Raw genomic sequence first — 20,789 nt, 5'->3', positions numbered from 1 at the left:
ACCCGGTATCACAGGCGGTAGTTCCTGCTGGCATGCATATCAGTGGCTGATCCTGCCGTCGCCACCAAATACATTCCCCTGACCAGCAGGACCAGTTGTGCTGGTGGGAGCCTCGCATGCAGGACAGTACAGCGATCCGCCGGCAGCCATCGGGTTGCGCCGCGGCTGGGAAGCAAGGGCCATGGTCCGTAAAGGATGTCCGTCCCAGCGGCGCCGCCGGTCACAGCCAACGGTCCTCTGTTCAAATGTACGGACCAGAATACCCGCACGCTTAGGAAGATTATTGCCCTGGAGCCCTAATTGGTGGTCATGCAGCCATGTCACCATTCGGATTTGAACAGGAACTCTACTGACCCTTGGATCCAAGAGTCGGACCTGGTCAACGGATACGTGAAAATGATTGAGTCGCTGCACGAGGCCGGCGTTAAGGTCACCGTCATCAGAGACGTGCCTTTTGCAGCACTTTCCGTTCCAGATTGTGTTCGATCGAATGGCGCATCGTCACCGCTGTGCCAGGTAGGTCAAGGTGGCCTCGAGAACACCGCGGATCCCCTGGTCTTGGCGGCTGTGCGGATCTCAGACACAAACGTAGTGGACCTCGATTCCTATTTCTGCCGTGCCCAAAAGCGGACCGGCAGTGGGCAATGTGCTTGTTTATCGTGACAATCATTTGACCACTACATTCGTAAATGCACTTGAGGTGCCATTGCAAGGCGAGTTCGTCCTGTGAGTTCGCAGTCAGAAGGCAGCCTTGACACGCTGAACGCCTGGGCTCGGTCTGGCTCACCAGGGCGTTCGTGGAAGATCGCGTCAACGGGGATCCCGCAAGGATTTCGTCGTGCACGGCAGAGGTGGACGATGGGTCGGGATACAGGCAGGAGAGGCGTACAGCACCGGGCTGCCGATATTTTTAGGGTCGCTGTTCCGCTGCCGACATCGATGACTACGTCAGGGCGGCTCTTCTGCTCAGCGGCCATGTCCGTAATCCACATTGTGTGAAAGGCCATTCGGCACAGCCAATTAACCGCGCGGGTTCCAGGGCAGACGCCCTGCCAGGGGACCCGTTGGCGGCGCGGTGTGGCTCATGAAGCCGTCTCGGGTAAAATTAATTGATCTAACTTGTCACTTTGGTGATGAGGAATGGTGTCATGCCCTGATGGCCACGGTCACTTTCTATTTTGACGCGGACCATCTCAAGGCCGAGTTTTCAGGGCATTCGACGCGCGTCAACCAGCGGTGGCTGTAAGACCGTGAATATGAAACAACTCATCAACGGGCGTGGCATGGCTCTCAAGGTGCGCACGACTGACAAAAAGCTGGATAGTCTAGTAACAATGCGAGGGCCACGTCCGCACGGGCGCAAGCCGCCAAGCCCGACAAGAAAAGGCAAGTAAAACGTGAAGATTGCTGTCATTGCACTCGGTAAGATCGGCCTGCCACTGGCTGTCCAGTTCGCTTCCAAGGGCCACGATGTGGTGGGCGTGGATGTCAATCAGTCTTTGGTAGACCTCGTCAATGCCGCTAGGGAGCCGTTTCCGGGCGAGGCGCACTTGCAGGACAAGCTTTCCGAACTCGTGCCAGCTGGCAAGTTGCGTGCCACAACGGATTATGCCGATGCCGTTCCCGGCGCCGATGCCGTGGTCCTCGTGGTGCCCTTGTTTGTAGACTCCGACGCCAAGCCTGACTTTGGCTGGATGGACGCAGCCACTGCCGAACTCGGCAAGCACCTGACCCCCGGCACACTGGTGTCCTATGAGACAACGCTTCCGGTAGGGACCACCCGAACCCGCTGGAAGCCGGCCCTTGAAGAAGCATCAGGCATGGTCGAAGGCAAAGACTTCCATCTGGTGTTCTCTCCGGAGCGGGTGTTGACCGGCCGGGTTTTCGAGGACCTGCGCAAGTACCCCAAGCTTGTTGGTGGCTTGTCCGAAGCTGGCGCCGCAAAGGCAGTCGAGTTCTACGAGGCCGTGCTCGACTTTGATGCCCGTCCTGACCTCAAACGCGCCAACGGAGTGTGGGACCTGGGCTCGGCCGAGGCTTCCGAGCTCGCCAAGCTGGCGGAAACGACCTACAGGGACGTCAACATTGGCCTGGCCAACCAGTTCGCCCGTTTTGCCGCCAAGACGGGTATTGACATCTACCAGGTTATCGACGCATCGAATTCGCAGCCGTTCAGCCATATCCATCAGCCCGGCATCGCTGTGGGCGGGCACTGCATCCCCGTCTACCCACGCCTGTACCTATGGAACGACCCGGAAGCCACAGTGGTCCGCGCCGCCCGTGCGGCCAACGCCGACATGCCGGACTACACCATCGGCCTGCTGGAAGGTGCCTTTGGCGACCTCACGGGGGCACGCGTCGTCGTCCTAGGTGCGGCGTACCGCGGCGGAGTAAAGGAAACCGCGTTCTCCGGCGTGTTTGACGCAGTGGAAGCCATCAACCGCCGGGGCGGCACAGCCCTTGTCCACGACCCCATGTATACAGATGCGGAGCTGGAAAAGCTTGGCTTTGTTGCCTACCACCTCGGCGAAGCAGTCGACGCGGCCGTGGTGCAGGCCGACCACGCCGAATATCGGCAACTTTCGCCCGCCGACTTGCCCGGGGTCAAGGCCTTCATCGACGGCCGGCGCATCAGCTCGGCGGACAAGTGGCCCGGCGTCACCTACCGCGTTATCGGCAAGGCCCAGTCGCAGTGAATTTGAGAAAAGTCGCGATTGTGCCATGTCACAATGAATCTGGAGCCGTTGCCAAGGTTGTGGCTGACTTGGCTAGTGCCGTCCCCGACATGGAAATCTATGTCTATGACAATGCCAGCACCGATGGTACTGACTTGGCTGCACGTGAAGCTGGCGCCCATGTCCGTTACGAACTGCTCAAGGGCAAGGGAAACGTCGTTCGCCGGGCCATGGCAGATCTCGATGCCGATGTTTATGTCCTGATTGACGGTGACGACACTTACGACGCCTCATCGGCCCCCCTATTGATCGAAGCGCTGCTTGAAGGGCCCTACGACCAGGTGACGGGTGTTCGAACCCAACAGACCGCCACTGCCTACAGAGCGGGCCACGAGTTGGGCAACAAGGCCTTCAACACTGTGGTGAGTAAAATATTCGGCTATCCGGCCACCGATATGCTCAGCGGGTATAGGGTCTTTTCCCGACGATTCGTCAAGTCATTCCCCGCGGTGTCCCGAGCCTTTGAAATCGAGACGGAGATGACGGTGCACGCCATCAATGCCCGGATGCCCCAGACTGAGGTGTCGGTGGCATTCAAGGATAGGGCTGAAGGGACCGAAAGCAAACTCCGGACCTACCACGACGGATTCAAGATCCTGGGGATGATCGGGCGGCTGCTTCAACAGGAGCGGCCCATGTTGGTGAATGGCCTGCTTTCGGTTGTCCTGTTCCTGCTGGGGGTCGGGCTGGGAATTCCAGTCATTATTGACTTCCTCGAGACAGGATTGGTGGCACGGTTTCCAACAGCGTTCTTGGCCTCGTCAATCATACTTTTGTCAGTTCTGACGCTGTTGATCGGCATTATTCTCGACGGGCTTCGCAAGGTTCGCCAAGAAAATATTAGGACCGCATACCTGGCATTTCCTGCTGTCGGTGATAAATCATGACACAGGCGCAACCGACAGGTGAAGCAACTGGGAAACGGATGGCAGTGAAAACTTTTCTGCGTAGGACCGGCGGATTCCTTATAGTTGCTGCTGTCGTGCAGTTCGTCTTTTTTGGTCTGCTCGTCGCCAGCGAAACCGTCCCTGACCAAGCCATAACCCACAATCTGGGCGTGGCAATCAAGGCCGGGACCTATGGCCCGGACGGGATGATAGACCGTATGGGTGGCACTTCTGACACATTCACGGAGTGCATCGTAGCCGCCACAGGCTTGGGACATCCGGGTGAGAATGTATTTGTCAGGGCGGCGTACATGCCTCGACTCGGTAGTTGCACCGGCGGGGCAAAGCCCTTACTTGAGACAGCTTCAGGGAAGCCGATGCCGGCGGGGATGGTGTCCAGCTACTCCAAATATTGGGCAGGCTATACGGTCGTGACACGGCCCGTCATCGCCCTCTTTGGACTGACGGGCATGCGGATCGTGGCCGGGGCGATGCTGTTGTTCAGCGCCATTTTGGCTGTTGTCGTTTTGGGCCGGCGAACAGGCATGTGGCCTGCAGCGGGTCTGTTGTTGCCACTGGGGCTGGCCACCAATCTGATGTCCACTCCGTCCACCTCATTCAGCCAGGCCTTTTCAATATCAGTCATGTTTTTCGGCGTGGCACTAACTGCGTGGGGCGCATCCAAATCTCCCAAATGGGGCATTTTCGCTGTGGGCCTTTCAGCAGCGTTATTCTGCTATGTGGACCTCCTGACCACCCCAGCGATTCCGTGGGCGTTTTGCACTGTGGTGGCGGCTGGTATCACCTTCGCCCGAAGGAGGGCTTTGCGGCCCACTCTGATCGCCGGGGTTGCAGCGGCAGCCGTGTGGATTATTGGGTTCGCCGGCACGTGGGTTTCGCGCTGGATCTTTTCCGCGATGTTCCTGGGAGTGCGGACCACCTACAAAGTTATCGTGGGAAATATTGAGTTCCGCACTGGCGGAAGCCATTCCGGAGTAAGCCATGCTTTATTTGCCCCGACTCGGGCCAATTGGGTCTACTGGACCACTCATGTCGCCACTGCGCGTTTTGTGATGATCGCCGCAGGAATTGTCATCGTGGTGGCACTATTCATGATATGGAGGCGGCATGGGCTGCGCACGGTGGCGGCCTGGCCACTGCTGTCCCTGTCCGCAATAGTCGTCGTAGTCTGGTTCGAAGTGCTAAACAACCACTCCCAAATCCATGCATTTTTTGTATACCGCGGTTACCCTGCCATGCTCGGCGTGTTGCTGTTTGCGGCGCTAACGCTCTGGCGATTGCCGATAGCGGGCCAGGTAGATCCAGCTTCGACCCCTGAAATCGCAAGCGGGTTGGCTCCGTCTGACAAAGGAGCGCTGGAAGTGGCCAAGACACCGTCAGAGGCCTTGGACAATGTCTGAAGAAGTTAGGGAACCCAAATCTGCCACCCACGGAAAGAGGTCAACAGGCATGAGTAGCATCGCAGTAAGTGCAGACGTCGCAGAAAATGCGGTACTTGGCGAAGGCACCAAGATCTGGCACCTCGCGCAAGTGCGCGAAGATGCCGTTCTGGGCGAAAACTGCATCGTCGGCCGGGGAGCCTATGTAGGCACCGGGGTGAAGATTGGTGAAAACACCAAGATCCAGAATTACGCGCTGGTCTATGAACCCGCTGTGCTGGGAAAGGGCGTTTTCATCGGCCCGGCCGTGGTGCTGACCAATGACACGTACCCGCGGTCCGTCAGCCCGGATGGTTCCCTCAAGAGTGCCCATGACTGGACCCCAGTGGGTGTCACCGTTGAGGACGGGGCCTCCATCGGTGCCCGCGCTGTATGCATTGCACCACTGACTATTGGCCGGTGGGCCACCATCGCTGCGGGTTCCGTAGTCACCAAAGATGTTCCTGCGTTTGCCTTGATGGCAGGCGTTCCCGCCCGTCGTCTGGGCTGGGTCGGCAAGGCCGGGTTCCCGCTCAAGCGAGACGGTGGATTCTGGGTGTGCCCGCAAACCGGGGCAAAATATATTGAAGATGGAAACTTCCTGAAAGAGGCAGAGGACAAAGCATGAGCCAGGACTTCATTCCCGCAGCACGACCGATCATTGGAGCCGAGGAGCGCGCCGCGGTAGACGCGGTACTCGCCTCGGGCATGTTGGCGCAGGGCAAGGAGGTTGCCGGGTTTGAGCAGGAATTCTCCCAGGTGCTCCTCGACGGCCGCGCAAGCGTAGCCGTTAACTCCGGTACCTCCGGTCTGCACCTTGGCCTGCTTGCCTCGGGGGTGGGCCCCGGTGACGAGGTCATTGTCCCGTCATTCACCTTCGCGGCCACCGGCAACTCGGTAGCATTGACAGGCGCCACGCCGGTTTTTGCCGACATAGAGCTTGACTACTACACCCTCGACGTCGCCCATGTGGAGTCCCTCATTACGGAGAAGACCAAGGGCATCATGCCTGTGCACCTGTACGGCCACCCGTTCGCCGCCGAGGCGTTTGCGGCCCTGTGCGAGAAGCACGGCATCGATCTGTACGAAGATGCGGCCCAGGCCCACGGTGCGGCAGTGAACGGCAAGAAGGTCGGCACCTTCGGCAAGTTCGGCATGTTTAGCCTGTACCCCACCAAGAACATGACCTCCGGCGAGGGCGGCATGGTGTCGACGTCGGACATCGAGGTTGAGCGAAAGCTGCGGCTGCTGCGGAACCAGGGCATGGAGAAGCAGTATGAGAACGAGCTGGTGGGCTTCAACAACCGCATGACCGACCTGCATGCCGCCATCGGTCGTGTCCAGCTGACCAAGGTGGAGGCATGGACCAAGCAGCGCCAGGCCAACGCCGCGTTCCTCAATGCCAACCTTGAGGGCGTTGGCACCCCGAAGGTGGCCGACGGTGCCGAGCATGTCTACCACCAGTACACCATCCGAGTTTCCGAGGGCCGCGACGATCTGCACGAGCGCCTGCGCTCCGAGTACAACATCGGCTCCGGCGTGTACTACCCGGTTCCAAACCACCGGCTGCCGTCCTTCAACTCCACCGAGGACCTGCCCAACACTGAGATTGCGGCAAAGGAAGTCCTTTCCCTTCCGGTCCACCCGTCGCTGACCCAAGACGACCTGGAGCGGATCGTCACTGCCGTGAACACCATTGTGAAGGCAGGTGCCTAGGCCATGGCCAACTTGCGCGTAGGACTCATCGGACTCGGCATGATGGGCCGCCACCACGCACGGGTCATCCGTGAAGTGGAAGGCGTGGACCTGGTGGCTGTAGCTGACGCATTTGGCGACCCCCACGGTGTGGCCAAGGATCTGCCGGTCCTCCACAGTGTCCAGGAACTCATCGCAGCCGGTATCGACATGGCCGTTGCTGCGGTCCCCACGGGCATGCATGAGGAGGTCGGACTGGCCTTGGCAGAAGCCGGCATTCACACGCTGGTGGAAAAGCCAATCGCAGCCAGCGTCCCCGCCGGGCAGCGGCTGGTGGATGCCTTCGCCGCCAAGGGCCTGATCGGTGCCGTTGGACATATTGAGCGCTTCAACCCTGCGCTCCAGTCCCTGCGCAAGCGCATTGCTGACGGCGAGTTGGGCGAGGTCTACCAGATCGCGACCCGCCGGCAGGGGCCGTTCCCGTCCCGAATTGCCGACGTCGGCGTCGTGAAGGACCTGGGCACGCATGACATCGACCTGACTGCCTGGCTGGCCCAGAGCCGCTTTGAGTCAATCTTTGCCCAGACCACCACACGCAGCGGGCGTCCCCATGAGGACATGGTTGCCGCCACAGGCAAGTTGGAGAATGGCATCATAACCAACCACCTGGTGAACTGGCTGTCCCCTATGAAGGAACGCCTCACCATCGTCACCGGCGAAAAGGGCGCTTTTGTTGCGGACACTGTCACGGCGGACCTGACGTTTTATGAAAATGGCACGGTGGCCACCGAATGGGACTCCATGGCCGCCTTCCGCGGAGTGTCCGAGGGCAACGTGACCCGCCTGGCCATTGCCAAGCCGGAGCCGCTGCGCACCGAACACGAAGCGTTCCGGGACGCCGTCCTGGGGCTGCGCAACGACGTCGTGACCATGGCCGAGGGCCAGGACACCCTTGTGGTGGCAGAAGCAGTGTTGGAATCATCCCGCACAGGCGCCACCGTAAGGATCCCGTCTTAGTGTCGATGCAAAAACCGTTGAAGGTCGTCGTTGCCACCCGGCTGTTTGCGCCGGAAGTGGGGGCGGCGGCCTTCCGCTTGAAGGCCTTGGTGGACGGGCTCGTGGAACAGGGGGCAGTGGTGGAGGTCATCACCACAAAGCCTCCCAAGGGCTCCGGCGTGTTCAAGCCGGCGTACAAGCTCAGGCGCTGGCCTGTCTTGCGTGACAAGGGGGGAAACGTGCGCGGATACGTGCAGTACCTCAGCTTCGACATCCCTGCGTTCTTTAGGCTGCTCGCCGTAAAGGCAGACGTGGTGGTCTCTGAACCGCCGCCCACCACTGGTTTGGTGGTTGCCCTTTCTTCGCTGCTGCTCCGGCGCCCATTCGTCTATTATGCGGCTGACGTGTGGACGGAGGCGCTCTCCGCAATGGAGGTGCCCGGCATCGTGAAGAAGGTAATGGGGGCCTTGGAAGGCTTTGTCCTTCGGCATGCGGCCGCGGTGGTCGCCGTTTCCGAGCCGGTTGCCGAGCAGGTGGCCAAATTCAATGTCCCACATGATCGTGTCCTCGTAACGGGCAACGGGGTTGACACGGCCACGTTTGGGTTGACGGGGCCGACAACGTCCGTGGATGTTCCTTATTTTGTGTACACCGGAACAATGAGCGAATGGCAGGGCGCCGGCGTGTTCATCGAGGCACTGCCCCTGGTCCTGGCCAAAGCACCTGGCATTCAGCTGCGATTCTTTGGCCAGGGCACCGATGAGCCCCACCTGAAGGAGATGGCTGAGCGCATCGCCCCGGAAAGTGTCCATTTCGGTGGAGTCGTGGCACCTCATGAGGCTGCGAGCTGGATTCGTGGGGCCGCAGGGGCCTTGGTCAGCATCAAACCTGGCCAAGGGTACGACTTCGCCAAGCCAACAAAGATCTATGCAGCGGCTGGCTGCGGTACTCCGGTGATTTTCGCCGGCCAGGGCGACGGTGCCGACATTGTTGAGGACAACGAGCTCGGTGACACCTGCGCGTGGAATCCTGCAGAAGTGGCCGATGCGATGATCCGCTTGCTCGGGAATCCGGCTTCGCCGGCCAAGCGGGAACAGTTGTCGGCGTGGGTAGTGGCCAACTGTTCCTTGGTGTCGGTGGGAGAGTCGGCCGCCAAAGCTGTCCTGGGCGCAGCCTTCCGTGAAGTTGGGCAGGCATAAAAATGTCGCTAACGCCCAAGGCCAAACCTTCGGTGGCCAACAGGGCCAAGTCCCTCTTTGCCAACGAATTCATCCGGCACGTAGCCACATTGTTGACAGGAACGGTTGCATCACAGGCTTTGATGCTGTTGCTGACCCCGGTCCTTTCCAGGCTTTACACGCCTGAAGATTACGGCCTGTTCTCCGTCTATGCATCAATTCTTTCAACGCTGACAGTCATTGCCGCCCTGCGTTATGACATGGCCATTATGCTGCCGCGCTCTGAAGCCAACGCAAAAGTCCTCAAGCGCGGCGTCACGATCCTCATCGTTGCGGCCAGCGTCGTATCAACAGTTGTCTGTCTCATTTTGGGCGGGGTGATAGCCGATGCCTTTAATGCCCCTTCCCTGGCGCCATGGCTGGGACTGATGGGCTTGAGCGTATTCAGCCTGTCCGAAATCACCGCCTTGACCTACTGGTTCAACCGGACCAAGGACTACAAGACCATTGGCGTCAACAAGGTCCTGATGAGTTCCGGGACCGGCCTGGCCCAACTGGGCCTGGCCCTGGTCAAAATTGGGGGAGTGGGCGGACTGATCATAGGTTCGCTGCTAGGCCAATTCCTGGCCCTCGTCCGTCTGCGCCAAAAGAGCAAAGACTCCCGCTCGGGACTTGAAGAAGCTGATTCCTCACTAAAGGAACTGCTTCATCGGTATCGGCGCATGCCGCTGCTCAACGGACCCAACGCCTTGGTGGACAGTGCCCGGTCAACGGGCATGTCGTTGCTGATCGCCGCACTCTATTCAGGCGCTGTCCTGGGCCAGTTCTACATGGCATGGCGAATTCTCCAGATTCCCATTGCGCTGATTAATGGCGCCATTTCACAAGTGTTCTTTCAAAAGCTGGCCACCATTGAGCGGGGGCGGATGTTCCCCTTCATCAGGACGGCGATTGTCAGGTCGGCCCTTTTGGGAATTATTCCGTTTGTCCTGATCTACGTATTGTCGCCGTGGATCTTTCCACTCGTGTTGGGTGGCCAATGGGTGCAGGCCAGTTACATCTCGCAGGCACTTGTTCCGTGGCTGTTCATGAACCTGATCACGTCGCCCATTTCGACGATTTTTGTCGTGACCGACAATCAGGACTGGATGCTGGCACATGCCGTTGTATATGCGGCTATTCCCCTAACGCTCATCCCGTGGCTTCACGGGGACATTGTCGTGACACTATCGATCATGTCATGGGCGATGGCCGTCTGGCTGGTGGTCTTCGTAGGCATGGCATTGTGGGTCAGCCGCCGGTACGACAAGGCCGCCAAGCAGCACGGATACTGAACCTGCCCCGGCAACTTTGGCAAACCGTGCATTAGAATTTTCCGGCCTTAGCTCATAGTGCGGTGGCTCCGAGCGCGCCGTCCGGTTTCTATTTGGCAAATTTCTCCAGTAGAGCGTCAACGGTTCGTTGTGCCGCATTCCCGTCACCATATGGCGTGGCATCTGTCGGGTCGGGAGCCGGCCGCTGTACCGCCGGTGCAAGCTTGCTGAGGTCGTCATTGACCAACATATTCCACCCCAGCTCGACAGTCTCCACCCATTCGGTTTCCGGACGGATGGTGGTGCAGGGAATTCGGAGCAAGAAGGCTTCCTTCTGGAGCCCGCCAGAATCTGTCACCACCCCGGCGCTGTTCGCGACGGCATTTACCAGCTGAGGGTATGCCAGAGGTTCGTGGAGCACGATGGATCCGGCAGCCAGGCTGATTCCGTGCGCCTCGGCGAGGGCCTTTAGCCGGGGGTGGGCCAGAAGTAGCACCGGCATGCCCAGGGCCGCCAGCGATTCCACTATGCCCTTCAGCCGCGTGGGGTCGTCAGTATTGTCAGGACGGTGGATGGTGCACACGAAATACTTGCCCGCAGAAACGCCGTCAGGCAGGGGCTGGCGCTCTTCGGCCAGGTGCTCGCGGACACGGAACAGCACGTCCGTCATGACGTCGCCCACCATGACTGAACGCCCTGCCAATCCCTCACCGGCCAGGTGCTTCATGCCCACCTCTGTGGGCGAGAGCAGCAGATCCGATGCGTGGTCGGTAAGCACCCGGTTGTGTTCCTCAGGCATGCGCCGGTTGAACGAGCGAAGTCCGGCCTCGAGGTGTGCCACGGGAATGTGAATCTTGACGGCGGCCAGTGCTGCCGCCAAGGTGGAGTTGGTATCGCCATAAACCAGCACGACATCCGGCTGTGCTTCCTCAAACACCTTTTCAAGTCCAGCCAGCATGGCACCAGTTTGCTCGCCATGCTTGCCGGAACCAACACCCAAGTTGTAGTCGGGCGCGGGGATGCCCAGGTCCTGAAAGAAGACGTCGGACATGAGTTCGTCGTAATGCTGGCCTGTGTGAACAATGATATGTTCGGCCCGCCCCTTCATGGCCCGGGCGATGGGAGCAAGCTTGACAAACTGGGGGCGTGCGCCCACGACGCTCAATATTCGCATGATTCCATGTTAACCGGGATTCATGCGGTGTTAGGCAACTCGCCGTGCGGCTTGCCTGGGACCAGGTGCTCACCGTGGCCACGGGTAGCCCGCGAGAATTGCCCACTTCCGCGATAACCTAGCTGGATGGACTCCAACTCACAGGATTCGATCCTGGTCGACATGGTCATCGCCGTGCATTCACCGGACCGGCCCATCGAGCGCGCAGTCGCTTCACTCATCGCAGGCGGCCTGCCCACGGAACCGGGAATTTCCGGACGCCTGCGGATTAGCGTGGTTTGCCACAACACCGACGTCGCTCCCATCAGGGATCGCGTGGCCCCGGAACACCGGGGGCTGATTCGTTTCCTTCATTATGTGGATGGCATCCAGAGCCCGGCCGGCCCGTTCAATTACGGGCTTTCGGAGGCTACAGGCAACTGGGTGGGCATCATGGGCTCCGATGACTCGCTCGAAATCGGGGCCGTGGCGGCCTGGGCAGGTGCCGCTTCGGCCGACGGTGCAGACGTTTTGGTGGCGCCCATGGCCCATGCAGGTGGCGGCAGTATCCGAACACCAGTGGTCCGCCGAACCCGCCGGGTGGGACTTGATCCAATTTCGGACAGACTGGCGTATCGCAGCGCACCGCTGGGCCTGATGAAGCGGTCCCTGATTCGTGACTTAGGTCTGGCGTTCCTGACCAGCTATGCGAGCGGTGAAGACCAGCTCTTTTCCGCCAAATTGTGGTTTTCCGGTGCGCGCATCACTTATGGTCGCGGGCTGCCTCGGTACCTGGTGCACGATGATGCCGTGGCGAGGGTGAGCTTGACCGGGAGGCCCATTGCGGACGACATGGCGTTTGCCACGGGGCTGGTAGCCACCGACTGGTTTTCCGGACTGACTGCGAAGGCCAGGGAGTCGATTGTCACCAAGCTGGTGCGTGTCCACGTTTTTGGGCAGGTCGCGCTTCGATCTGCAGCAGGTTCCTGGAGCGCCGATGATTCCGCAGCCTTGGCAGAAGTCCTGGAAGTGATGCTGGTCTCGGCCCCAAACGCGCTGCGCCCGCTGTCCAGGGCCGATCGTGCCCTCGTAGATGCATTGGTGCGACATGAAGGGGATTGTGGCCTAATGGACCGGCTCTCCTCGTCCCGCAGAAACTTTTCGAGCCCCGCAACATGGTTTCCTCTGGAGATTGCGGCGGTATTTCACCCGGAGGCGCCAATGCGCTTCATGGTTGCGTCCGCACTGGTGCGATAGTTCAAGACTGATTTTTGCTTTGACTTGTTAGGAGAGTCGTGGAACCCCAGCCAAGAGTTCTGCAATTTAATGACTGTGCGTTCGTTGCACGGGCTACGGTGCGGGCGGCTGCCCGCACAGGCTTGAAGTGGGATTACATGCCCCCGGAACAGGTTCGCCCCCTGACTGCTGCACCTTCAAATGCCACGCTGGCAAGATTCCGGATGGTTCCATTTGCCGTCCGCCGGGCGTTGAGACTCCGTTCTGCGGACGCCGTCCATGTCCACTATGGCACCAGCGTCCGGCTAATCAGACAGGGCGGCATGCCCAAGCGGCCCTATGTTTTGACCTTGCATGGCACTGACATACGCCGGCAATGGAAGGAGCCGACCTTTCACGACGAAATCCAGCGGGCCATTGACGATGCCGCACATGTCTTCTATGCGAATACGGACAATTGTGAAGATGCCATGGCCGCACGGCCTGACGCGGAATTCCTGCCGTCATTGGTCGACGTACCCGGGCTGCCGTCCTGGAATCCGTCGGAGAAGCCAACCGTCCTTTTCATTTCCCGATGGGATGAGGACAAGGGTGTCGACAGGCAGCTGAATCTTGCGGCGAAGCTCAGCGAGGTGCTGCACGGCAAAGCTGACCTGGTTGGACTTGATTGGGGCCCGGGAGCGGCGCAGGCCCGTCGGCACGGCGTCCGGATGCTGGATCGAATGCCGCAGCAGGCGTACCACTCGCAACTGGCCCACGCCTCAGTAGGCATCGGCCAGGCCTCGAACTATTTTTCAACCAGCGAGTTCGAAGCCCTGTGCATGGGATTGCCCGTAGCAGCGCTCGGCACCCGACTGGCCCGCCCCGATGATGGAAGTGTTCCACCGGTCATGGAAGGCGGCCTTGACGACGTCGTCGCCCAGGTGTTGGACGCACTTGCCGACCCGCAAGCCGCGTCCTTGAGGCTGAACGGCGCGGCCTGGGCTCGGCCTAGGTATGCAGCCGACGCATATGTACCAAAGCTAGCTGCACTTTACCGCCGCGTGGCAGGCCTTTGAAGCAAGGACAGGATATCCGCCAACTTGCAGGCATGTCGGCAGCCTGGATTCACTCGGTTGTCATCGATTATGGGATACTCGGACGGTGAGTCGAACTTGGATAGTTATCCCCATGTATAACGAAGCGTCTGTTGTCGGCACTGTTATCTCGGGACTCCGGAACGAGTTTCGCCATGTTGTTTGTGTTGATGACGGTAGTACAGATGGTTCGCAGGCAGTGGCCCGCGAGGCGGGTGCCGTCGTGGTTCAACATCCCATGAACCTCGGCCAGGGCGCGGCACTGCAGACCGGTATTTCCTATGCCCTTCAGGATCCAGAACTGGGATGCGTCATTACTTTTGACGCCGACGGCCAGCACAGGGTGATGGATGCGAAGGCAATGGAAGGCAGAATACTCTCCGGCGAGGCAGAAATAGTCTTGGGATCACGATTCTTGGACAAGCGCACAAAACTGTCGTTTGCAAAGCGGGTTGTCCTGCGCACGGCGGCGGTGCAATCACGACTGGCGACTGGAATGAACCTAACGGATGCCCACAATGGCTTGCGTGCCATCGGCCCCTCGGTGGCCCGAAGAATCGACCTTCGCCAGAACCGGATGGCGCACGCCTCCGAACTGGTGCACCAGATTGCCGAAATGAAACCTCGGTGGGTGGAACAACCAGTCGAGATCATTTATACGGACTATTCGAAGTCCAAGGGACAATCCCTGCTGAATTCGGTAAATATCCTCGCGGACCTCTTGTTTAGGTGACATTGTGCAAATAGTTGTCCAAATTGTTCTTGTCCTGGCCGTGGTGGTCCTGTCGCTGGCTCTGATGCGCGGCGGTTCCAACGCCCAGCACTTGGCGATTCGCAGACTGATGCTCATTTTGTTTGCCCTGGTGGCCGCGTTTTCGATTTTTTTCCCCACGGTTCTCACCCACGTTGCGCGGTTCCTCGGCATTGGCCGTGGTACGGACCTGGTGCTTTATGGCTTGATCGTCACAGTTCTGGTGTTTATGGCAACCACATATCAGCGGTTTCGCAATATGGAAGCTTCGATCACCAGGCTCTCACGGCGCATTGCGCTGGATGAGGCCATTCTGCCCGTTACCGCGGTTGATGCGGATGTAGAGGGCGCGAAGATGGCGCAGGAGTCCCCTGACAAGAATACGCAGCATGAGGTCTAGCAAGCGCTTGGCAATGTCATGCACCCGTGCTGTTTCTGGAATAATGAACCCATGACTGAACCACTTTCCCTGTTGATTCTCACGTTTTCGCCGATTCGTTCAGATCCGAGAGTTCTCAAACAAGTGGAGTTGTTCAAGGACAAGTACCGCGTGTTTACTTGCGCCTATGGTGAAGCGCCCGACGGCGTTGCGGGTCACTTTGCCCTGCCGGAGGATTCCAGGGGCTGGACCAACGATCGTGTTGGCTTGGCCACCCGCCAGTACAAAAGAGTTTATGAGGGCTTGACCGCGGTCCAGGCGGCCCGCGCCGTCCTTCCCATCGGCAGCTTTGACATGGTGCTGGCGAATGATCTCAACGCACTGCCGCTTGCTCTTGACTTGCGACCGAGGCTGGGCGTCCACGCAGATCTCCACGAGTTTGCCCCGCGCGAAAAGGACGACGACATCAAATGGCGTACCTTCGTTGCTCCTTTTATGAGGTGGCTGTGTAAAAAGTACTTGCCGCTCACAAAATCCGTGACCACAGTTTCCGATGGCATCGCCGCGGAATATGCAAAGGATTATGGGGTGGCAACAGGAGTCGTGACCAACGCGGCTCCATATTTGGAGGCCACACCTCGGCCAGTTGGCTCGCCAATCAAGCTGATCCACAGTGCTGCAGGCCAGCGGTACAGGAAGCTTGAAAATTTCATTGATGCCATGCGCAGTGCGCCGGACTGGCTCACCCTTGACATGATCGTGATACCCAACGAGCCCGCATATGTGGAGGAATTGCGCCAGCGCGCCGTGGGGGTCCCGGGAATTAGGTTCCGAGATCCCGTCCCGTACGCCGAATTGGTGGCAACGCTCCAGTCCTATGATGCCTCCATCGTTTTCCTGCCCCCGACAAACTTCAATCTGGCCAACGCCTTGCCCAACAAGTTCTTTGAGGCCGTGCAGGCCAGGCTTGGTGTCATCGTCGGCCCGTCGCCCGCCATGGTCGCGTTGGTCCGTGAGTATGGATTTGGCACCGTCACAGAAGATTTTTCCACCGCATCGCTTTCCAAGACGCTCCTTTCCCTGACGCCGGAGCTGGTGGAAGGCTGGAAGAAGGGCGCCCATGCGGCCGCCCACGCGCTTTCCGCGGAGCAACAGGTAAGGGGCTGGGAGTCAGCTATTGCGGCCATCGCCGCCCCGACAGCAGCTTTGGACAGCAAGTAGCCGCAGGCGCGGGCCCGGCACACACTGACGATTCAGTGCGCGCCGGACCCTGCCCCGATCAGTAGGACACGCTGCTGGCCACAACACCTTGGCTGACAGGGGCCGGCGAACCCCAGGTTGAATTGGAGTCAACCGGGTAGTAGCGGGCCTGGCCTGATGCCACGAACGTCAATATGCCCTTGGTGCCCACTCCTGCGAATCCGTTGATGCCTGCGATCTGGCTAAACGAGGACCAACCCGTTCCGATCACAGTGCGAGTCTCGGGAATGAACCCACCGGAACCATTCGAGCGGTAGAGGCGCATGATGCCCGCAGTGTCTACAGCCAGCAAATCCGAATTGCCGTCCGAATCGAAATCCTGCATGGCAATGGTCAGCGAGCCCCAGCCAATGCCTATTCGTTGGGCCGCGCCCATTGTTCTGCCAGACGGATTGGGCCAGTAATACAAATCGCCCTGGCCATTGGTCCCAACCAGACCCGGATATTTAGCGCCCTTGACCCAGTTCCCTGCGATGAATTTTATTGAACCCCAACCATAAGTGGTCAATGGAATTGCGGAGCCCAGCGCCCCAGCTTTCGTGCCGGGGAATAATGTCATTGCCCCATTGCTTGACTGGGCCAAGATGTCAGGGAGTCCGTCTGAATTCCAGTCCACCACGTGAAGGCTCTTGATGCCCATCCACCCTGTGGCGATCGGGTAGGGCGCGGCCAATGCCGTGGACCCGGTTGCAGCATAATTCCAAAGGGTTCCACTGGCATCCACGGCAACAACGTCAGCGAGGCTCGGGACGGCCTGCTGGGGTGCCAGAAACGAACTGCCTGCAATAGTGTTCCCATTCCAGTCTGTTGCGAGCGTCGACGGGGTACCAAAGGTCGATCCGGCCGTGGGGTAGTACACGAGCACCCCTGCCGCCGTCCGGGCGAGAAAGCCCTTGGACGCGCTTGACGTGAACGCCGGCGCGGGCCCGACACTTGTAAACCCTTGCCACCCGTTTCCAATGACGGGGCGCTGCTCCGGGATCAAGCTTCCCTTGCCGTTGGAGCGGTAAAGGACTAGCTGGCCTATGTTATTAACAGCAGCAATGTCGGCATTGCCGTCGCCGTCAAAATCAGTCATCACCGGATGCATGCGGGTCATGCCGTGGGCTAGCACTGTACCCGCCGTCAGGGATGTCCCATTAGTTGTTGTGAATGACGTCAGGGTGCCATCAGGGGACTGGGCAACGATGGCTGGGAAACTGGAGCCTGTGATCCATTGGCCGACAGTCATGTCATAGCCGCCCCAGCCTGTGTCTGCCAACGTTACGGCCGTGTTGAAGGAGCCCGTGGAAACACCCGGGTAGAGCGACAGCCTTCCATTTGACCATTGGACGATCAAGTCCAGAACCCCGTCGCTATTCCAGTCGGCCACATGTATGGACTTGACGCCGGTGAAACCGGTACCGATTTGCGCGCCGGTACCCAGTTTGGCATTGGCAACAGGGTAACGCCAAAGACGGCCCCCGCTGTCGATTGACACGACGTCCGAGGTGGACTTGATGGAGGGGGTGGGTGGGGACGGAGCGACTGTTGTTGGCGGCGTTGAGACGCTCATGTTGACGTTTTCGCCGCCGGCGATGAGCATGGGATTCCAGCCAGTGCCCACATTGGAGGGTGCGCCGAATGTTGAGTTTCCCGGTACAGGGTAGTAGATCAGGGCACCTGCGGAGTTCCGGGCCATGAGGCCGACGTCGGATGTGTATCGGTATCCGGAAGCAATGGTGATGCTGGTCATGGTGTTCCAACCAGAGCCCACTTGTGGCCGGGACTCGCTGATGAAACGGCCTGAACCGTCGGATCGGTAAAGGGTTAGGGCGCCGGCTGGGTTTTGGGCCAGGACGTCCTGGTTCCCGTCTCCGTCGAAGTCGACCATCGTCAGGTTGAGGCTTCCCCAGCCGTTACCGATTGACGTGCTTCCCTGCAGTGCGCCCCCAGTGGTGTTCATCCAGAGGGTCAAGGCCCCGTCCGGGTTTCGGCTGAGGATTTGTGGATAGTTGCTGGCAGAGAGCCAGTATCCAATGGTGAGCTGGTTGTTTTGCCAACCTGAGGCGATGGCTTGGGGGGGTGCGAATCCACCGGCGGGAAGGCCGGGGTACACCGTGACGCTGCCGTTAGTCCATTGCGCAATAATGTCTAGTACGCCGTCTGCATTCCAATCGATGACATTGATGGAGCGCAGTCCGGACCAGCCGACACCGATCTTTCGCGGCGTGCCCAAGGTGCCGTCGCCCGGGGCGGGGTAGTCCCACAAGATGCCAGCCGAATCTGCCGCCACCACATCGGCGGAGGAGGGGATGGAGGGGACCGGCCGGGGTGCGTCGGCCGTGGTCGCAAACACCTTCAGGCGGTCAAGGGTGCCGTTCCAAGCATTGGAATCACCGGCGAATGGGCCCGACGAGCTGTACTGCCACACACTGTATTCCGACCAGCTTTTCGGCAGCGTTCCAACCACCGTCGAGTAGGCCGCAATATGCAGGGCCTGGTTTGCAAAGGCGCCCGAATTCCCCGTGCACCGAGTCCACCAATCGGTGGTCGTGTAAATCATGGGCAGGCGTCCGGTGCGAAACTGCACCTGGTTGGAAAAGTCCCGAATCCACGCGACCATGGTGCTGGCGCTCATGTTGTAGCAGGTATTTCCGAGGTTTGAGTAGGGGTTGTACTCGATGTCCAGGAGTGGCGGCATGGTCTTGCCGTCGGCGCTCCATCCGCCGCCGTTGTTGACGAAGAAATCGGCCTGCGAGACGGCCGACGACTGGCTGGGCAAGGCAAAGTGGTAGGCTCCGCGGATGAGCCCAGCCGCTGCAGCGCCCGTGTACTGGCTACTGAAGGCACTGCTGGTGAAGTTGTTGCCTTCAGTGGCTTTTACGTAAGCGAACCGTGCGCCAAGATTGTATTGCGTCGCCCAATTGACCGAAGCCTGCCAACCGCTGACATCAAGGCCCTGGATGCCGGGAGCCATGAACTGCGCTGTCATGGACTGCATTTGTGAGTTGGGCTGAAGTGACTTTGCCAGCGGGGCCATGGATTGCGTGCCCTGCTTCATGGCCCGCAGTTTTTCCCCCTGCCCCATGTAGGCCCCATTCTGTCTAATGAGGTCATTAAGCGATTGGCTGGCAGGGCTTGCGGATGGCATGGCGGAAGTTGTTGGTGACTCGACGGGCGGTGGAACTGGAACCGGGGTGCTCTTGATCATGTTCGACGGCACGGCCGACGGCGGCGGAGTTGGGGTGGGCGCGGGTGCTAGGGCGGCCACAGATGCAGAGGGTGTGGGAGTGGGCGTTGCGGCCCTGGCAGCGGGCATGGCCATGGAAAGCGCCAGAGCCGTGGCGACCAGACCCGCACCCGCACCTAGGGCAAACTTGTGCGGTAGGCACCGGGTGGACCCGTCAATAAACTTGGACCAAGTCGTAATCATGGGGAGAGCTCCGCGGCGGTGGGTAGGGGTTGTCGGGTTAGGGGATTGGCACCCGTCCGGGACAAATGAATGCCCGTGCTCGGGCCCCCAAACCACTCGCAAGCTTACTCGTGGGATGCCGAAGTGGCCAGTGTTGCCTTTGTTACTGGAGTTGAAAGCGCCGCAGTGTCATGCCCATGGTGTCATTTGATGGTTAGTGGACCTTCAAAAATGAGGGGTTTGCCGGCGAGGGTGAATGCGGTCTAGACAGAAAACGGCCTCTTGCGCGACATGACAGCTCAGCTCCCGTTCGATGGCCGCCCCCTGGCTCAAGCTGAAAGTTTGGCGTAAATGTCTTCCAGTTTCGCTTCCAGTACGTCGGCGCCGTGGTGCTTCAGCGCCCAGTTCCGTCCTTGTTCGCCCAATGCTGCCGCGGCGGCCGGGTCAGCGAGTATTTGCAGGACCAGTTCTAATGCCGGCGCCGTGTTGGTATTGAAAAGAGGGGCCGGCTCGCCATATTCGGCGTCAAGGGTAAATCGTGCCACCAGAGGCCTTGCCTGTGCCATGGCCTCCAGGTCACTCAGGCCCAATGCCCCTAGGGCCAGCTGCCCGATGACGACGTCGGCTGCAGCCAGTTGCGCCCGAAATTCGTCCGGGGACATGTGGGGCAGCATCCGCATTCCCAGATTGCGGGCCCGCTGCGCATATGTGCCCCAGTCCAGGGCGACCAGCTCAAGCTCCGGGTGATCCCGGCGCAGTTCCGAGGCCAGTTCGAGCAGTTGCAAGGCACCCTTGGAATCGTCCCAACGGCTGGCAAAGAATATTCGTGTACCCCTTCTTGGCTCCGGCAGCGGCAACCGAACTCCGGCAACTGGGGGCAAGGATGCCGGAAACCATTGGGCATCGGCCCGGATAGCCTTGACCGCAGCGGCCATGTCAGGTGTCGAATACAGAACGACGTCGGCGCGCTTGATGGACGTTCGCACCACCGGGCCCAGGATCCTTGAGTGCAGGTCGGAGCGGACATCCGTGCCGTGGAGGTGCAGAACCACGTTGCGCCGGCCCCAACCGTAGTAGCCCGAAACACCGTAATTGATGTGGAGAATACTTGGGCGTGGCCGGATCGAGCGAACGGCAATCAAGTCACGCAAACGGCGCAACATTACAACGGCGGGGTTGGTGCCACGGCCGGCCGGAACGTCGCGCAGGATCCACGTTAAACCCTTCGCGTCGGCAACTTCAATCACGTTGCGCGAGGTGCCGGCGATGTCGCCCAGATGCAGGACAGTCAAACGGC

Annotated in this window: 16 protein-coding genes; 13 read left to right on the top strand and 3 right to left on the bottom strand. The window is 59.8% G+C overall.

The window, feature by feature from the left end; all coding sequences use genetic code 11:
- Nucleotides 1-1,397 precede the first annotated feature (1,397 nt).
- The 8 genes from G6N77_RS10545 (at nt 1,398) to G6N77_RS10510 (ending at nt 10,264) form a co-directional block, all read left to right on the top strand.
- Nucleotides 1,398-2,696 carry a nucleotide sugar dehydrogenase gene (locus G6N77_RS10545; protein ID WP_165182124.1) on the top strand — a complete coding sequence of 433 codons (1,299 nt, stop codon included), beginning with the start codon at nt 1,398-1,400 and terminating at the stop codon, nt 2,694-2,696.
- Nucleotides 2,648-3,622, top strand: a complete 975-nt coding sequence (locus G6N77_RS10540) for a glycosyltransferase family 2 protein (protein ID WP_306987053.1) — start codon at nt 2,648-2,650, stop codon at nt 3,620-3,622. Before G6N77_RS10545 ends, G6N77_RS10540 begins: the two co-directional genes overlap by 49 nt.
- 95 nt (nt 3,623-3,717) lie before the next feature.
- Complete coding sequence (locus G6N77_RS10535) at nt 3,718-5,043, top strand: hypothetical protein (protein WP_165182122.1); 1,326 nt, start codon at nt 3,718-3,720, stop codon at nt 5,041-5,043.
- Between the two features lie 49 nt (nt 5,044-5,092).
- Nucleotides 5,093-5,689, top strand: coding sequence for an acyltransferase (locus G6N77_RS10530; RefSeq protein WP_165182121.1), 597 nt, complete (start codon nt 5,093-5,095; stop codon nt 5,687-5,689).
- Nucleotides 5,686-6,777 carry a DegT/DnrJ/EryC1/StrS family aminotransferase gene (locus G6N77_RS10525; protein ID WP_165182120.1) on the top strand — a complete coding sequence of 364 codons (1,092 nt, stop codon included), beginning with the start codon at nt 5,686-5,688 and terminating at the stop codon, nt 6,775-6,777. Before G6N77_RS10530 ends, G6N77_RS10525 begins: the two co-directional genes overlap by 4 nt.
- Nucleotides 6,778-6,780: 3 nt before the next feature.
- Complete coding sequence (locus tag G6N77_RS10520; protein ID WP_165182119.1) at nt 6,781-7,773, top strand: Gfo/Idh/MocA family protein; 993 nt, start codon at nt 6,781-6,783, stop codon at nt 7,771-7,773.
- Between the two features lie 5 nt (nt 7,774-7,778).
- On the top strand, nt 7,779-8,951 hold the full coding sequence (locus tag G6N77_RS10515) for a glycosyltransferase family 4 protein (protein ID WP_205678204.1): 1,173 nt from the start codon (nt 7,779-7,781) through the stop codon (nt 8,949-8,951).
- Between the two features lie 2 nt (nt 8,952-8,953).
- On the top strand, nt 8,954-10,264 hold the full coding sequence (locus G6N77_RS10510; protein ID WP_165182117.1) for a lipopolysaccharide biosynthesis protein: 1,311 nt from the start codon (nt 8,954-8,956) through the stop codon (nt 10,262-10,264).
- Between the two features lie 88 nt (nt 10,265-10,352).
- Here G6N77_RS10510 and wecB read toward each other — a convergent pair whose 3' ends face one another.
- Nucleotides 10,353-11,417: a non-hydrolyzing UDP-N-acetylglucosamine 2-epimerase gene (gene wecB, locus G6N77_RS10505; protein ID WP_165182116.1), complete on the bottom strand. Its 1,065-nt coding sequence runs from the start codon at nt 11,415-11,417 to the stop codon at nt 10,353-10,355.
- A 126-nt stretch (nt 11,418-11,543) separates the two neighbouring features.
- Here wecB and G6N77_RS10500 point away from each other — a divergent pair, with 126 nt between their 5' ends.
- The 5 genes from G6N77_RS10500 to G6N77_RS10480 all read left to right on the top strand — a co-directional run bounded on the left by G6N77_RS10500 (nt 11,544) and on the right by G6N77_RS10480 (nt 16,059).
- On the top strand, nt 11,544-12,653 hold the full coding sequence (locus G6N77_RS10500; RefSeq protein ID WP_165182115.1) for a hypothetical protein: 1,110 nt from the start codon (nt 11,544-11,546) through the stop codon (nt 12,651-12,653).
- A gap of 137 nt (nt 12,654-12,790) precedes the next feature.
- Entirely contained in the window at nt 12,791-13,690 is a 900-nt protein-coding gene (locus G6N77_RS10495; protein WP_165182114.1) for a glycosyltransferase, read from the top strand.
- A gap of 112 nt (nt 13,691-13,802) precedes the next feature.
- A complete protein-coding gene (locus G6N77_RS10490) occupies nt 13,803-14,441 on the top strand; it encodes a glycosyltransferase family 2 protein (RefSeq protein ID WP_165182113.1) in 639 nt (212 codons plus the stop codon).
- 4 nt (nt 14,442-14,445) lie between these two features.
- Nucleotides 14,446-14,859, top strand: coding sequence for a DUF2304 domain-containing protein (locus G6N77_RS10485; RefSeq protein ID WP_165182112.1), 414 nt, complete (start codon nt 14,446-14,448; stop codon nt 14,857-14,859).
- A gap of 51 nt (nt 14,860-14,910) precedes the next feature.
- Nucleotides 14,911-16,059 carry a glycosyltransferase family 4 protein gene (locus G6N77_RS10480; RefSeq protein ID WP_165182111.1) on the top strand — a complete coding sequence of 383 codons (1,149 nt, stop codon included), beginning with the start codon at nt 14,911-14,913 and terminating at the stop codon, nt 16,057-16,059.
- Nucleotides 16,060-16,117: 58 nt separating this feature from the next.
- Here the strand turns inward: G6N77_RS10480 and G6N77_RS10475 are convergent, their stop codons facing one another.
- A complete protein-coding gene (locus tag G6N77_RS10475; protein ID WP_165182110.1) occupies nt 16,118-19,141 on the bottom strand; it encodes a GH25 family lysozyme in 3,024 nt (1,007 codons plus the stop codon).
- Nucleotides 19,142-19,821: 680 nt separating this feature from the next.
- Nucleotides 19,822-20,784, bottom strand: a complete 963-nt coding sequence (locus G6N77_RS10470; RefSeq protein WP_165182109.1) for a glycosyltransferase family 4 protein — start codon at nt 20,782-20,784, stop codon at nt 19,822-19,824.
- Nucleotides 20,785-20,789: the final 5 nt, after the last annotated feature.

Origin of the sequence: Arthrobacter silviterrae (genome assembly GCF_011045165.1) — a bacterium.
Taxonomy (GTDB): Bacteria; Actinomycetota; Actinomycetes; order Actinomycetales; family Micrococcaceae; genus Specibacter; species Specibacter silviterrae.
The sequence above is the reverse complement of the archived record's forward strand: the minus strand, read 5'-3'. Positions and strand labels throughout refer to the sequence as shown.